The sequence below is a fragment of the Citrobacter sp. EC_71 genome (genome assembly GCF_019584005.1).
GTDB lineage: Bacteria > Pseudomonadota > Gammaproteobacteria > Enterobacterales > Enterobacteriaceae > Citrobacter > Citrobacter werkmanii.
Genome location: NZ_VDAY01000007.1, coordinates 127,474 through 140,802 on the forward strand (window position 1 = coordinate 127,474; position 13,329 = coordinate 140,802).

Sequence of the window (13,329 nt, forward strand, 5' to 3'; positions counted from 1 at the left end):
CGGCACACCAACACTCAGAATGGTTGGTGTGTCAGTCAATGATGTCGTTACCGAGAAATTGGCGTAAACCTTCCAGATCCTTAATTTCCAGACCTTGTTTCGTACGCGTTACCAGCCCGGCATCCGTCAACGCTTTTACCGCCCGTCGATATACCCTGTCGGTCGTGCCGAATCGCTCCGCTTCCTGATATTTTTTATGAAAACCATCCATCGGTTGTTTGTTCTGATGCTGGCGATACAGGTCGTACGCTACGTTGTGTACGATTGGGTAGAGCATCCGGTGCAGGAAAATTTCTAACATATCCTGATAGTCAACGGCCATCGCGCTGGCGAAAAATATCGCCAGTCTGGGGTGTTGGTTCAGCGCCTCTTCCAGGCGTTCACAGCTGCACACTGCTACGGTCAGCGGCTCTTCGGCTACAATATCCAGTTGGCAGCGGTAACCGGTAAAAAATTCCATTTCTCCAAACAGTTGTTCATCACATTCCATTGCGCCCAGTTGAAAACGACGCCCATTCTCAGCGCTGTAGCGCAAAGAAATTCTGCCCGACTGCACCATAATCAGTCGATCAACAATTTGTCCCTGGCGATAGAGATATTCATCTTCCAGGATAATCTGAGTTTCAGAGAGCAACTCCTGGAATATTTTCTCGATTAAGGCATCATCCTGCTGCCAGATATTGTGAAAACGACCTTTAGTGAGGGGTTTAAGCTGCATGGCCTAACGTCTTATGGTTTGAGATATTTCTTATTCTGACTGTATGCCATTCGCTGAGCAATGTCATTAAGCGCGGACACTGGATCATAAAAGGGCCAGCGCGATGCTGACCCCAACGTACTACGGATGGCTGATAAAGCGAGACAGGCGCTGGCGCAACACGCGGTTTTCCTGACGCAACTGCGCGTTCTCTTCTAACAACGTCAGCGCAACGGCGATTCCCGGCCAGTCAAGCTCCAGCTCCTGGCGCAGACGCATTGCGCGTCGCATTACGGTCAGGGCATGATCGTCAAAGGTCTCGTCTTCATGGGGTTCAATCACCCCTAAGCCGACAATCTCATGCAGTTCCTCTTCTGATACACCGGTGTACAGGCAAAATTCGGTAATGGTAAAGGTGACGGTGACATTAGCCATTATGCTTTCCCCCACTCTTTGCGCGGATCAAAGGTCTTTTGTGCATCTGCCAGCTGTTGCCACAGAGCGGCGCTGGCGTCGTCAGGTTTCGGCGGCATCACGATTTTGATCACCGCGTACAAATCGCCGGTATGTTTTTTACTCACCAGACCTTTGCCCTTAATGCGTAACCGCTGCCCGGCCTGACTGCCCGCAGGGATGGTTAACAGGATGCTTTCTTTCAGCGTAGGTACGGTCACTTTCGCGCCCAAAGCGGCTTCCCACGGTGCTACGGGAACGACAACTTCCAGATCCTGATTGACGATATCAAACAGTGGGTGCGGTGCGATATGAATCACCAACCACAAATCACCGTTCGGTCCTCCGTTTTCACCAGGGGTACCCTGGCCTTTCAAACGGATACGCTGACCGTTGCCCACGCCTGCCGGGATTTTAACGTTCAGCGTTTTGGGAATTTCCCGTTCAACCATACCGAAGGCATTGTAAACCGGCAGGTTGTAACTGATAGTGCGGCTATGCTCAGTGAGCGTTTCTTCGAGGAATACGGCAACTTCAATTTCAATATCGTGTCCGCGGCTGGCATGGCGCTGTCGCATGTGGTGAGCATGCTGACCGAAAATGGAGGAGAAAATATCGTCGAAATCTTCGGCGCTATAGTTTTGATTCTCTCCTTGCTGGAATTGACGGTTGAACTGGGGATCGTTGCGGTGCTGCCACAACTGGTCGTACTCGGCGCGTCGCTGTTCATCACTCAGTACTTCCCAGGCTTCAGCGACCTCTTTGAACCGGGCTTCTGCGTCAGGCTCTTTGCTGACATCAGGATGGTATTTACGGGCGAGTCGACGATAGGCGGTCTTGATTGTCTTGAGATCGTCTGTCGGTTTCACGCCCATAATGGCGTAATAATCCTTTAATTCCATAGCGTTCTCTCGTGTAAATCAACACTTGCAGAAGGTGAACCCTGACAAAAGGTGTCACCGCTAAGTTTAGGGTAATCCTGATAACGGCGAATGCCAACCGGGAAGAAAGGATATCGTTATAAACAATGGAGTCGCACCACCAACAGCGCTTTACAAGCTTGTGGCGTCTGTTGTGTGGTGCGAATAGTCGGGTTAGCGAAATATCAGGATTTGGTGATCAGGAAGCGGACCGTATCTGCATAGTTCTGTACGAAAGAATTAAGGTCATCTGATTTTAGCCCCTTCGGATTGATCATATATTTACCGTTAATAAAAATGGCAGGCACACCTTTTAAATCTACAGCTTTAGCCATTTCCTGTTGTTTAGCGGTGAGCGATTTCACAGCAAAGCTATTCCACGCGGCATCATAATCGCTGGCGCTAACACCGGCGTTGATAAATACGTTACGAATATCGTCTGCTGTCTTAATCGTTTGTTTTTTCTGCACGGCATCAAACAACAATGGTTTCACTTTGTCCTGCACGTTCAGGAGAATGGCGACGGACCAGGCATGCGTCATGTCTTGCCCCAAAGGGCCTAAAAAGTCGACGTGATACTCGGTGAGTTTGACATCAGCAGGCAGAACTTTTTTCACGTTATCAGTCACTTTAAACACTTCATCGTATTGATAGCATGAAGGGCAGTAAAACGAGAAAAACTTCAGCGCCGCCGGTGCTGTAGCGACAGGTTTCTCAAGTGAGATAAATTGTTTACCGTCGGTAAATGTTGCTGCCTGAGCGCTAACTGTGAAAAGTAATCCAATCAGGGGTAATAAATATTTTTTCATTTCCATATACTCTAAATAACATTTATTAAACAAGTTGTTCTTGAAATGAACGGGTGTCCATTGCGTTTCGCTATAATACGATACTCACATTGAAAATGTGCTGACCCTTACTTTCATTTACGCATCAATACATGGCAGTGCGTTAGAAGTGTCTTTTTTAAACCAGCGTGAAATATTATGCGGAATCTTTCGTAAGGCATGAATAATAACTGGCGTAACCTTTTAAGAGTTATTTAATTCGCAATGTTATACTGTAATAAATAATGCTGAAAATATGATTGGTAATCATTTCACGTATAGCGTATTTATTGCGCGAAGGCGTGTATAACCTTCAAATAGCAGGACATAACTTTACAGCGCAAAGGTTGCTAAAACCTGGCGAGTGGTTAAGATAACCCGCATCAATCAGTGAGGGTAGAATGGCGAAACGTCAACGGCTGGGATGGTGGTTCCTCTGTCTGGCATGTGTTGTGGTGATGGTTTGCACCGCGCAGCGCATGGCGGGCCTGCATGCGTTGCAGATGAACACCGTTGCTCCAAACGTTGTCACAAGCGAACAAGCGCAACCTGATGAGGCTACCCCGGTTACGCCATGTGAACTGAGTGCGAAGTCGTTACTGGCTGCGCCACCGGTACTGTTTGAGGGCATTATTCTGGCGCTGTGTCTGCTGCTGTCGCTGCTGGCACCTGTGCGGGCGTTTCGTTTACCTTTTTTCCCACCGCGAGCCATCTCGCCGCCCACTCTTAGGGTACATCTCCGATTTTGCGTCTTCCGTGAATGACAGAACAGCCGTTGCTGACTGTTAGATAATTATTCACGGAGAAAAACTATGATGACTGTTTTCAGGCAGGCGCTGCTCTGTCTGTTATTACTCTGGCTGCCCGTATCCTGGGCGGCTGAACCCGGCTGGCTACGTTCACCCGATAACGATCACGCCAGTGTGCGATTACGCGCCGATACGTCAGTCGCTGGTGAAACCCGTCTGCTGCTGGATGTTAAACTGGAAGATGGCTGGAAAACCTACTGGCGTTCGCCGGGGGAGGGGGGCGTCGCGCCGTCTATCGCCTGGAAGGGCGAAATGCCCACGGTTGACTGGTTCTGGCCAACCCCTGCGCGTTTTGAGGTCGCCAATATCACCACCCAGGGGTATCACGATCGGGTGACGTTCCCGATGATGGTGCGCGGCAGATCGCCTGCCACGCTTAGCGGCGTGTTGACGCTATCCACCTGTAGCAACGTTTGCCTGTTGACGGATTTCCCTTTTTCCGTAACGCCCACCGCCGAGGATCCGACTTTTGCGCATGACTACGCTCAGGCGATGGGGCAGATCCCGCTCGCCAGTGGCCTGACTGATTCTCTTCATGCCGGAGCGCGTGCCGGAGAGCTGGTCGTTGAGGCGCAGCGCGCCGCAGGCTGGACTGCGCCTGGGCTGTATCTGGATGCCGTAGATGATGCGGATTTTGGTATGCCGCAAATCCAGGTTGACGGGGAAACGCTACGCGCCACGGTACCTGTACATGATGGCTGGGGGGAAGGCGCGCCGGATCTGCGCGGTAAGTCGGTCACGCTGGTGCTGGCTGATAACGGCGTGGCACAGGAAAGCCGTCTTGCTATTGGTGAAGCGCCAGCCAGTGATAACGCCTCACTCCCGCTGTGGCAGGTGGCGCTAATGGCGCTATTGGGCGGGTTGATTCTCAACCTGATGCCCTGCGTGTTACCGGTGCTGGGCATGAAGCTGGGTTCGATTTTACTGGTCGAGGAAAAAAGCCGCCGCCAGATTCGTCGTCAGTTCCTCGCATCGGTAGCCGGAATACTGGTCTCCTTTATGGCTCTGGCGCTATTGATGACGGTACTGCGGTTAACCAATCAGGCGCTTGGCTGGGGGATCCAGTTCCAGAATCCGTGGTTCATTGGCGTTATGGTGTTGGTGATGCTGACGTTTAGCGCCAGCCTGTTCGGGTGGTTTGAATTCCGCTTGCCTTCGGTGATGACCACCACGCTGGCGACTCACGGCGGCAACGGTCTGTCGGGGCATTTCTGGCAAGGCGCATTTGCGACCCTGCTCGCCACGCCGTGCAGTGCCCCGTTTCTGGGAACGGCGGTGGCGGTGGCGCTGACGGCCTCATTACCGACGCTGTGGGGGCTGTTTATCGCGCTGGGTTTGGGGATGAGCCTGCCGTGGCTGCTGGTGGCCCTGCGTCCCGGTCTGGCGCTGCGCCTGCCGCGGCCGGGGCGCTGGATGAATATCCTGCGGCGTCTTCTCGGCGTGATGATGCTGGGTTCGGCTATCTGGCTTGCGACATTGCTGCTCCCGCATTTAGGGCTGGCAGGGCAAAGTAACGCTAAAGAGAGCGTCAACTGGCAGCCGCTTAGCGAGCAGGCAATTGAAGAGGCGTTGGCGCAACACAAACGTGTATTTATTGACGTCACGGCAGACTGGTGCATTACCTGTAAGGTAAATAAATACAACGTCTTGCATAAAGATGACGTCCAGACCGCGTTGCAACAGCCGGATGTGGTGGCGCTGCGCGGCGACTGGACGCTCCCTTCTGAAGCCATCACCGAATTTCTGAAAAAACGCGGCCAGGTTGCTGTGCCGTATAACCAAATTTATGGCCCCGGTCTGCCGGAAGGTCAGGCGTTGCCAACGTTGTTAACCCGCGATGCGGTACTGCAAACGTTGAATGATGCCAAAGGAGTCACCCCATGAAGATGATGATTGTTCTGCTGTTAACCTTGTTTTCCGCCGTCAGCGTGGCGAAAGAGCCTGCGCCATTTACCCCGGAACAGGAAAAGCAAATCGAAGCGCTTATCCAGGAAGCCCTGTTTAACGATCCCAGCAGTCCACGTATTGGTGCAAAGCAGGCGAAACTGACGCTGATAAACTTTACCGATTACAACTGTCCATACTGTAAACAGCTCGATCCGATGCTGGAGAAAATTGTGCAGAAATATCCTGATGTGGCGGTGGTCATTAAACCCCTGCCATTTAAAGGGGAAAGTTCGGAACTGGCGGCGCGGACCGTGCTGACCACCTGGCATCAGTATCCGCAGCAGTTTCTGGCGCTGCATGAAAAGCTGATGCAGAAGAAGAGCTATCATACTGACGTGAGTATCAAGCAGGCCCAGGAAAAAGCGGGCGCCACTCCGGTGACGCTGGACGCGCAAAGTGCTGAAACGCTGAGTACGAATCTGCAACTGGCGCGACTGGTCGGGGTGCAAGGTACTCCTGCAACGATTATTGGCGATGAACTCATTCCCGGCGCGGTACCGTGGGAAACGCTTGAGGAAGTCGTAAAAGAAAAACTGGCGGCAGCCAATGGTCAGTAAGCTGCGCCGCTGGCTGCGCGAAGGGGTGATCTTACTGGCGTTGTTAGCCGGTGTGATGCTGCTGATGGATGCCTGGCGTGCGCCACAGCTCCCCGCCTCGTTTGACAGTACGCCTTTACAAACGCTGGATGGTGAAACCGTCACGCTGGCGGCGCTGAGTCAAAACGAGCCGGTATTGCTCTATTTCTGGGCAAGCTGGTGCGGCGTGTGTCGCTTCACGACGCCGGAAGTCGCCAGGCTACGTTCGGAAGGGGAAAACGTGATGACCATTGCGCTACGCTCCGGTAATGAAGCCGAGGTATCCCGCTGGCTGTCGCGAAAAGGCGTGGACTTTCCGGTCATCAATGATGCAAACGGGGCCATTTCCCACAGTTGGGCAGTCAGCGTCACGCCCACGCTGGTGGTGATGTCGCAAGGCCGGGTGATGTCTACAACCAGCGGCTGGACCAGCTACTGGGGCATGAAGCTTCGGCTGTGGTGGGCGAAAACGTTCTGATAATCGTGCCGGGGAAACCCGGCATTTTTTATGCTGTCGTCGCTAAAACGGGAGGACATATTTCGTTGTCTGGCGAAGCAAGCAGGGTGATTGGTGTTCAGAATAGGTCACCTTCTCTTTGCAGGAAAATGCAACATGACGAGTTCTGTAGCGTTTGGACCTTCTCTGGTAATGATGATTGCCGCGACATTTGTCCTCGCAGGCATGGTGAAAGGCGTCACCGGTATGGGGTTACCCACCGTGGCGATGGGGATCCTCGGATCGCTTATTTCGCCGGTTGCCGCAGCGGCAATGCTGCTATTACCCTCACTTATAAGTAATTTATTCCAGTTTGGCGGCGGTGGTAATACGCGCAGATTACTCAAACGGCTGTGGCCAATGCTGTTGATGGTGGTGGTAGCGACCCTGCTTGCCAGTGCCTGGATTACCGGCGGCGACACGGCCCGCACCCAGTTTGCGCTCGGCGTAGCGCTGGTGGCTTACGCCATCTGGACGTTGGCGGGTAAGAAGATCGCGGTGGCCGCGCACCGTGAAAAACCGTACTCCCTCGTTATTGGATTCGTTACCGGCTTGCTGACCGGCGGAACCGGCGTATTTGTGATGCCTGCGGTGCCCTGGATCCAATCTCTGGGTTTTGAGAAAGATGAACTGGTGCAGGCGCTGGGGATCTCTTTCACATTTTCAACGCTGGCACTGGCGCTTGGACTGTGGTGGCACAACGCGCTGCCTGCACAGTCGCTGAGCTTATCGGCGTTGGCCATTGTTCCCGCGCTGATTGGTCAGTGGATGGGAACCCACGTACGTCGGGTTATTTCACCGCTGGTGTTTAAACGCTGTTTTCTGTTGTGTCTGCTCGGACTGGGTGTGGAGATGATGTTACGTGCGGTGTGACCCTTCGGTGACTTTAGCGCGCTTTCATGGCATCGTTAATTCAGATATTCAGGGCCAACGAGGTCACTATGGCATCGGTGATGTTAAAGGAAGAAGAGGGCGAACTGGAGTCGCGCATGGCGCTCACTGCAGCAGTCATGGCCGATAAATCGCGCTCGCGTATGCTGTGCGCGCTGATGGATGGCCGCGCCTGGACCGCGACCGAACTCAGCGCTGTCGCGGATGTATCCGCTTCAACCGCCAGCGCGCATCTGGCGCGTTTGTGCGAGCAATATTTTGTGGTGGCGCTCGCTCAGGGAAGGCATCGTTATTTTCGCCTCGCAGGCGCAGAGATTGCTGAGCTGCTGGAACGACTGATGGGGGGGGCGTGGGCGACATCTACCCCTCGAAAAATCACCACGCCCCTGAGTTTGCGGCATGCCCGCACCTGCTACGACCATCTCGCCGGAGAAGTGGCGGTGAGACTGTTTGATACGTTCGTTTCCCGCCAGTGGTTAACGCCGGATGGTGAAACGCTAACTGAACTCGGGCAGGAAAAGCTGACGGAAATGGGGATCGTCCTCTTTACCGGCTCGTCACGGCGAAAATTAGCCTGCGGTTGTCTGGACTGGAGTGAGCGACGTTACCATCCTGGCGGCGTGCTTGGCGCAACGCTGCTACGTTGGTTTACCGAACAAAAGTGGATTAAAACGCAGACCGGTAGTCGCCATGTCACCTTTACTCCACCAGGGATCCGCAAACTCAATAGCGAGTTCGGTATTAAAACAACACGGTAGATGCCCTGTTTTGCGAAAGCGTTCCCGGAAAAATGTCCTGTTTCTGTCACACTCTGTTGTGATTGATAACAACAAGAGGTCGTAGGGATGAATAAATCGTTAATCGCCGCAGCCGTGGCAGGGGCTGTATTAGTGTCAGGCGCCGCGTACGCGCAGACCGCGCCGGAAGGCTATCAGCTTCAGCAAGTATTGATGATGAGTCGGCATAACTTACGTGCACCTTTAGCCAATAACGGCAGCGTTCTTGAGCAGTCCACGCCTAAACAATGGCCGGAATGGGATGTTCCTGGCGGGCAACTCACCACCAAAGGCGGCGTGCTGGAAGTCTATATGGGTCACTACATGCGTGAGTGGCTGGCAGAGCAAGGGATGGTGAAAACGGGCGAATGTCCGGCTCCGGACACGGTCTATACCTATGCGAATAGCCTGCAGCGTACGGTTGCTACGGCGCAGTTCTTTGTCACTGGCGCATTCCCGGGGTGTGACGTTCCAGTTCATCATCAGGAAAAAATGGGTACCATGGATCCCACTTTTAACCCGGTGATCACCGATGATTCTGCCGCCTTCAGCCAGCAGGCCGTCCAGGCGATGGAAAAAGAGCGCAGCAAAATGCAGCTCAGCGACAGCTATCAATTGCTTGAGCAAATGACCGACTACAAAGACTCGCCGTCCTGCAAAGAAAAACAGCAGTGTTCCCTGACCGACGCCAAAGATACGTTCAGCGCCAAATACCAGCAGGAGCCGGGGGTGTCAGGACCATTAAAGGTGGGGAACTCGCTGGTCGATGCTTTTACGCTGCAATATTACGAAGGTTTCCCGATGGACCAGGTCGCCTGGGGGGAAATTAAGTCCGATCAACAGTGGAAGGTGCTGTCGAAGCTGAAAAATGGCTATCAGGACAGCCTGTTCACCTCGCCGGAAGTTGCGCAGAACGTCGCCAAACCGCTGGTGAAATATATTGATAATGCGCTGGTTACCGAACGCGCGAAAGCGCCGAAAATAACCGTGCTGGTGGGGCATGACTCAAACATTGCTTCGCTGCTCACCGCGCTGGATTTCAAACCGTACCAGCTTCACGATCAGAACGAGCGTACGCCGATCGGCGGGAAGATTGTCTTCCAGCGCTGGCATGACAGCAAGGCGAATCGTGATCTGATGAAAATCGAATACGTCTATCAAAGCTCGCAGCAACTGCGTAATGCGGATGTCCTGACGCTGAAATCCCCGGCGCAGCGCGTGACCCTGGAGCTGAAAGGGTGTCCGATAGATGCGAACGGCTTTTGCCCGATCGATAAGTTCGATAGCGTGTTGAATGAGGCGGCGAAGTAAAAGAAAAACTCCCCCGTGCGAGCGGGGGAGTCAGAGCGCTAGACGTTTTTGCGTTCGATAGTCTGTTCACCCCAAAAGAGCGAATCTTTGTCTGTTTTCTCAAAGGCTTTGATGAGCACCTCATCGCTACCTTCTTCCCAAATTTTTTCCGCCAGTTTCTCGTCATAATGCGCGACTTCAAAAATGGCTTCGGCTATTTCCGGCGATGTATTGCGCAGACTTGCCCATTCACCGACGTGATGGGCTTTCGCTTCTTGAGTTGGCATTCGAATCCTCCTGTTGAAGATTAGCCGTTGAGTTTTACTGCCAGACCTGCGACATATTCACCCTGATAGCGGGCGATAGACAACTCTTCCTGACTTGGCTGACGGGAGCCGTCGCCTCCGGCGATAGTGGTTGCGCCGTAAGGCGTACCGCCGCGAACCTGTGAGACATCAAACAGCTCTTGCGCTGCGTAGCCGATAGGCACAATCACCATCCCATGGTGGGCAAGCGTCGTCCAGGTTGAGGTAATGGTTTGTTCCTGACCGCCGCCGGTCCCCGTTGAGCTGAATACGCTGGCGAGTTTGCCGTACAGCGCGCCGGAAGCCCACAGCCCGCCAGTCTGATCAAGGAAGGTACGCATCTGGCCGGACATATTGCCAAAGCGTGTCGGGGTACCAAAAATGATGGCGTCGTAATCAGCCAGTTCTTGCGGGGTGGCGACTGGTGCATTTTGTGTTTTACCGCCCGCCTTGAGGAAAATCTCAGGCTGCATGGTTTCTGGTACACGCTTAATGATGACTTCCGCGCCGTCTACCTTATTCGCGCCTTCTGCAACTGCATGGGCCATAGTTTCAATGTGTCCGTACATGGAATAATAAAGCACCAGAACTTTTGCCATTTTACACTACTCCTCGAGTTAACCGTGTTCGTAGCGATTCGCTACCTACCTATAAAGATATGACGTACTGTCAGGAGTGCAAATTTCACAAACACTTCTTTGATTTATAACAATTTTTATAACATCCTCTTTTGTTGCAAAATGATACATATTTAACCGGGAGAAATTCGGTAGTCATAAGAAAGGCTTATTGATTTCTTGATGTTATTATTTTGGTTATGCGGCGGATCCTGTTGCAGGATATTACAGTTTGCTGGTCAACAGGCCGGTCTTCACTAAGCTTAATTCCACGTAGCGAAAACAAGGGCATCGCCCAGACGCTGCGTTGAGGTATCACTCCTCAGTACCTATGCAATATGATGTCTAATCAATGACGGAGGTCAGTAATGGCAAACCATCGAGGCGGTTCCGGTAACTTTGCGGAAGACCGCGAAAGAGCATCAGAAGCAGGTCGAAAAGGTGGCCAGCACAGCGGGGGCAACTTCAAGAATGACCCGCAACGCGCTTCAGAAGCAGGCAAGAAAGGGGGCAAAAATAGCCATGGCAATAATAAATCGTAATTACTGTATTGCCTGATAGTTATGTCGTGACGGTCTCGTGTTTCATCTTATTAGCCGCCACGAAGCCACCGCCGCCGGGATCTTCCGGCGGTTTTTTTTGTCTGCAAGGTTGAACTGTAACAAAACGCAACGCAGACTAATGACATTCTGTTAATCGGGTGTCTCATGTCTTTACTTTCTCGTTATTCCTTTTCTGTTAAACCTCAGGAGGCGATCCTCATTGTGATCACCATGTTCTGGGGTGGAACGTTTTTGGCGGTGCAATATGCCGTTACTCTGAGCGGGCCCTTTTTCTTTGTCGGTGTGCGTTTTGCGACTGCTGCGCTGGCCGTGGCGCTTCTGTCGTGGCGAACGTTGCATAAGCTGACCTGGCTGGAGGTTAATGCCGGCGTGGCGATCGGCATTGCGATAGCGCTGGGTTACAGTCTGCAAACCTGGGGCTTGCAGTTTATTCCCAGCAGTAAATCGGCGTTTATTACCGCGATGTATGTACCGCTGGTGCCGCTGTTGCAATGGCTGTGTCTGGGGCGTATGCCAGGTTTAATGCCGTGTGTCGGGATTGTACTGGCCTTTATCGGGTTGATTTTTCTTGCCGGGCCGGGGGGAAATTTACTGGCGCTGGGTGAAGGTGAGTGGATCACGCTTGCGGGCGCGGTGGCAATTGCGGCAGAAATTATTCTGATTAGCGCATGGGCGGGAAAAGTAGATGTGCGTCGGGTAACGGTGGTGCAACTGGCAACCGCTTCTGTGGTGGCGTTTATTGCCATGGCCCCGGCAGGCGAGTCTGTACCGCCGATGTCGACAGGATTGCTGGTTGTCGCGCTGGGATTAGGCATTTTTAGCGCGATTATTCAGGTCACCATGAACTGGGCGCAGCGCAGCGTTTCGCCGACGCGGGCGACGGTCATCTATACCGGAGAGCCGGTGTGGGCGGGGATCTTTGGTCGTCTGGCGGGTGAACGCCTACCGCTACTGGCTTTGTTAGGCGCAGCATTCATTATTGTTGGCGTGCTGGTCAGCGAACTGAAGTTCAAGAAGAAAAAATCGCAGCCGCAGACGGCGCCTCCTGAATCGCTTTAATTTAACCATTCACCGTGTGATTTGGTATGCTGACGCCCTCACAAGAAGGAGAGGGCGCATGGTCCAACGCGCAGAGAAAAAAAACGGTAAACGCTCGCAGGCCGTCAATGCTAAACGTCAGGCTATTTTAACCGCGGCATTAAATATCTTCTCCCAATATGGGATCCACGGTACGCGTCTGGAACAGGTGGCAGAGCAGGCGGGGGTGTCAAAAACTAATCTGCTCTATTATTACCCGTCAAAAGAGGTGCTTTATATTGCCGTTTTACGGCAAATTCTTGATATCTGGCTGGCACCGCTGAAGGCGTTTCGCGAAGACTTTGCGCCGCTGGTGGCCATTAAAGAATACATTCGCCTTAAGCTGGAAGTGTCGCGCGATTACCCGCAGGCTTCCCGGTTATTCTGCATGGAGATGCTGGCGGGCGCGCCATTGTTGATGGCTGAATTAACGGGTGATCTTAAAACGCTGATTGATGATAAATCGGCGTTGATTGCCGGATGGGTAAGCAGTGGGAAACTAGCTCCTGTCGATCCGCACCATCTGATTTTCATGATTTGGGCTTCAACACAACATTATGCAGACTTTGCCCCACAGGTAGAGGCGGTAACGGGCGCAACGCTGCGTGATGAAGCCTTTTTTAACCAGACCGTTGAGAGCGTACAGCGGATGATTATCGAAGGGATCCGCGTGCGTTAGCTGGCTGGCGGTAGCGGACAGCTTAAATCGCCTTCTTCACACTGTAAAAGCGAGGCGAGAAACGCTTCGCGCTCGTTGGTCTTATCCGTTAAACACTGGCTGGAAATCATCGCCTGGGCGCTACCGCCTTCGGTACCAGAACTGATTAACGCACAGTCTGCATCGCGCAGGGTTATCCACGAAGTTTGCGCTTTTTTCAGTAAATCGCGCTGGGTTGGGGCGGCGCGCTTCAGCGCATTTTGATACGTTTCATTAAGTTTGGCGTCGGCTGCTTTAAGCTGCTCTGCCGCACAGGTGTTCATTTCAGCTTGATTATTCGCGTTGGCGCAGTCATCTGCCAGCGCCTGTCCGCTCAGCAGCAGCGCTGCACATGTCAGTAAAATTCTTTTCATGTTTCCCTCTGGCTT

General features: G+C 52.9%; 17 protein-coding genes. 10 read left to right on the plus strand and 7 right to left on the minus strand.

Annotated elements, in window-relative coordinates:
* Positions 1–31 precede the first annotated feature (31 nt).
* From FHD02_RS09690 to dsbA, 4 genes are all read right to left on the minus strand, one after another.
* Positions 32–718: a Crp/Fnr family transcriptional regulator gene (locus FHD02_RS09690; protein ID WP_042314136.1), complete on the minus strand. Its 687-nt coding sequence runs from the start codon at positions 716–718 to the stop codon at positions 32–34.
* A gap of 120 nt (positions 719–838) precedes the next feature.
* Complete coding sequence (gene cbpM, locus FHD02_RS09695) at positions 839–1,132, minus strand: chaperone modulator CbpM (RefSeq protein ID WP_042314134.1); 294 nt, start codon at positions 1,130–1,132, stop codon at positions 839–841.
* Entirely contained in the window at positions 1,132–2,052 is a 921-nt protein-coding gene (gene cbpA / locus FHD02_RS09700) for a curved DNA-binding protein (RefSeq protein WP_220393831.1), read from the minus strand. Before cbpA ends, cbpM begins: the two co-directional genes overlap by 1 nt.
* Positions 2,053–2,255: 203 nt before the next feature.
* Positions 2,256–2,879 carry a thiol:disulfide interchange protein DsbA gene (gene dsbA / locus FHD02_RS09705; protein WP_137361067.1) on the minus strand — a complete coding sequence of 208 codons (624 nt, stop codon included), beginning with the start codon at positions 2,877–2,879 and terminating at the stop codon, positions 2,256–2,258.
* 419 nt (positions 2,880–3,298) lie between these two features.
* On the opposite strand from dsbA, the gene FHD02_RS09710 reads away from it, so the two are divergent.
* The 7 genes from FHD02_RS09710 to agp all read left to right on the plus strand — a co-directional run bounded on the left by FHD02_RS09710 (position 3,299) and on the right by agp (position 9,702).
* Positions 3,299–3,661, plus strand: coding sequence for a copper resistance protein (locus FHD02_RS09710; protein WP_137349317.1), 363 nt, complete (start codon positions 3,299–3,301; stop codon positions 3,659–3,661).
* Between the two features lie 48 nt (positions 3,662–3,709).
* Entirely contained in the window at positions 3,710–5,590 is a 1,881-nt protein-coding gene (locus FHD02_RS09715; protein ID WP_220393832.1) for a protein-disulfide reductase DsbD domain-containing protein, read from the plus strand.
* Positions 5,587–6,210 carry a DsbA family protein gene (locus FHD02_RS09720; protein WP_137361065.1) on the plus strand — a complete coding sequence of 208 codons (624 nt, stop codon included), beginning with the start codon at positions 5,587–5,589 and terminating at the stop codon, positions 6,208–6,210. Before FHD02_RS09715 ends, FHD02_RS09720 begins: the two co-directional genes overlap by 4 nt.
* Positions 6,200–6,706: a protein disulfide oxidoreductase gene (locus tag FHD02_RS09725; RefSeq protein WP_042314123.1), complete on the plus strand. Its 507-nt coding sequence runs from the start codon at positions 6,200–6,202 to the stop codon at positions 6,704–6,706. The genes FHD02_RS09720 and FHD02_RS09725 overlap by 11 nt, the downstream gene beginning before the upstream one ends.
* A 135-nt stretch (positions 6,707–6,841) precedes the next feature.
* Complete coding sequence (locus FHD02_RS09730; RefSeq protein WP_137370502.1) at positions 6,842–7,597, plus strand: sulfite exporter TauE/SafE family protein; 756 nt, start codon at positions 6,842–6,844, stop codon at positions 7,595–7,597.
* Positions 7,598–7,665: 68 nt separating this feature from the next.
* Positions 7,666–8,373, plus strand: coding sequence for a helix-turn-helix transcriptional regulator (locus FHD02_RS09735; RefSeq protein WP_220393833.1), 708 nt, complete (start codon positions 7,666–7,668; stop codon positions 8,371–8,373).
* Positions 8,374–8,460: 87 nt separating this feature from the next.
* A complete protein-coding gene (gene agp, locus FHD02_RS09740; RefSeq protein ID WP_042314118.1) occupies positions 8,461–9,702 on the plus strand; it encodes a bifunctional glucose-1-phosphatase/inositol phosphatase in 1,242 nt (413 codons plus the stop codon).
* 38 nt (positions 9,703–9,740) lie between these two features.
* Here the strand turns inward: agp and FHD02_RS09745 are convergent, their stop codons facing one another.
* Both FHD02_RS09745 and wrbA read right to left on the minus strand, forming a co-directional pair.
* Positions 9,741–9,968, minus strand: a complete 228-nt coding sequence (locus FHD02_RS09745) for a YccJ family protein (RefSeq protein ID WP_038639537.1) — start codon at positions 9,966–9,968, stop codon at positions 9,741–9,743.
* A 20-nt stretch (positions 9,969–9,988) separates the two neighbouring features.
* On the minus strand, positions 9,989–10,585 hold the full coding sequence (wrbA, locus tag FHD02_RS09750) for an NAD(P)H:quinone oxidoreductase (protein WP_003036019.1): 597 nt from the start codon (positions 10,583–10,585) through the stop codon (positions 9,989–9,991).
* 386 nt (positions 10,586–10,971) lie between these two features.
* Between wrbA and FHD02_RS09755 the strand changes: the two genes are divergently transcribed.
* The 3 genes from FHD02_RS09755 to rutR all read left to right on the plus strand — a co-directional run bounded on the left by FHD02_RS09755 (position 10,972) and on the right by rutR (position 12,922).
* A complete protein-coding gene (locus FHD02_RS09755; RefSeq protein WP_003036022.1) occupies positions 10,972–11,145 on the plus strand; it encodes a general stress protein in 174 nt (57 codons plus the stop codon).
* A 165-nt stretch (positions 11,146–11,310) separates the two neighbouring features.
* On the plus strand, positions 11,311–12,225 hold the full coding sequence (locus FHD02_RS09760) for a DMT family transporter (RefSeq protein WP_220393834.1): 915 nt from the start codon (positions 11,311–11,313) through the stop codon (positions 12,223–12,225).
* A 58-nt stretch (positions 12,226–12,283) separates the two neighbouring features.
* The gene (gene rutR, locus FHD02_RS09765; protein ID WP_042314113.1) at positions 12,284–12,922 is read left to right on the plus strand and encodes an HTH-type transcriptional regulator RutR; all 639 of its coding nucleotides are present in this window, start codon (positions 12,284–12,286) and stop codon (positions 12,920–12,922) included.
* Here rutR and FHD02_RS09770 read toward each other — a convergent pair.
* Entirely contained in the window at positions 12,919–13,314 is a 396-nt protein-coding gene (locus tag FHD02_RS09770) for a lysozyme inhibitor LprI family protein (RefSeq protein WP_220393835.1), read from the minus strand. The genes rutR and FHD02_RS09770 overlap by 4 nt on opposite strands.
* Between the last annotated feature and the right edge of the window lie 15 nt (positions 13,315–13,329).

Excerpts from the sequence above, each read along its gene's own strand:
- FHD02_RS09690 (WP_042314136.1), bottom strand. The coding sequence starts at position 718 with ATGCAGCTTAAACCCCTCACTAAAGGTCGTTTTCACAATATCTGGCAG.
- cbpM (WP_042314134.1), bottom strand. The coding sequence starts at position 1,132 with ATGGCTAATGTCACCGTCACCTTTACCATTACCGAATTTTGCCTGTAC.
- cbpA (WP_220393831.1), bottom strand. The coding sequence starts at position 2,052 with ATGGAATTAAAGGATTATTACGCCATTATGGGCGTGAAACCGACAGAC.
- dsbA (WP_137361067.1), bottom strand. The coding sequence starts at position 2,879 with ATGAAAAAATATTTATTACCCCTGATTGGATTACTTTTCACAGTTAGC.
- FHD02_RS09710 (WP_137349317.1), top strand. The coding sequence starts at position 3,299 with ATGGCGAAACGTCAACGGCTGGGATGGTGGTTCCTCTGTCTGGCATGT.
- FHD02_RS09715 (WP_220393832.1), top strand. The coding sequence starts at position 3,710 with ATGATGACTGTTTTCAGGCAGGCGCTGCTCTGTCTGTTATTACTCTGG.
- FHD02_RS09720 (WP_137361065.1), top strand. The coding sequence starts at position 5,587 with ATGAAGATGATGATTGTTCTGCTGTTAACCTTGTTTTCCGCCGTCAGC.
- FHD02_RS09725 (WP_042314123.1), top strand. The coding sequence starts at position 6,200 with ATGGTCAGTAAGCTGCGCCGCTGGCTGCGCGAAGGGGTGATCTTACTG.
- FHD02_RS09730 (WP_137370502.1), top strand. The coding sequence starts at position 6,842 with ATGACGAGTTCTGTAGCGTTTGGACCTTCTCTGGTAATGATGATTGCC.
- FHD02_RS09735 (WP_220393833.1), top strand. The coding sequence starts at position 7,666 with ATGGCATCGGTGATGTTAAAGGAAGAAGAGGGCGAACTGGAGTCGCGC.
- agp (WP_042314118.1), top strand. The coding sequence starts at position 8,461 with ATGAATAAATCGTTAATCGCCGCAGCCGTGGCAGGGGCTGTATTAGTG.
- FHD02_RS09745 (WP_038639537.1), bottom strand. The coding sequence starts at position 9,968 with ATGCCAACTCAAGAAGCGAAAGCCCATCACGTCGGTGAATGGGCAAGT.
- wrbA (WP_003036019.1), bottom strand. The coding sequence starts at position 10,585 with ATGGCAAAAGTTCTGGTGCTTTATTATTCCATGTACGGACACATTGAA.
- FHD02_RS09755 (WP_003036022.1), top strand. The coding sequence starts at position 10,972 with ATGGCAAACCATCGAGGCGGTTCCGGTAACTTTGCGGAAGACCGCGAA.
- FHD02_RS09760 (WP_220393834.1), top strand. The coding sequence starts at position 11,311 with ATGTCTTTACTTTCTCGTTATTCCTTTTCTGTTAAACCTCAGGAGGCG.
- rutR (WP_042314113.1), top strand. The coding sequence starts at position 12,284 with ATGGTCCAACGCGCAGAGAAAAAAAACGGTAAACGCTCGCAGGCCGTC.
- FHD02_RS09770 (WP_220393835.1), bottom strand. The coding sequence starts at position 13,314 with ATGAAAAGAATTTTACTGACATGTGCAGCGCTGCTGCTGAGCGGACAG.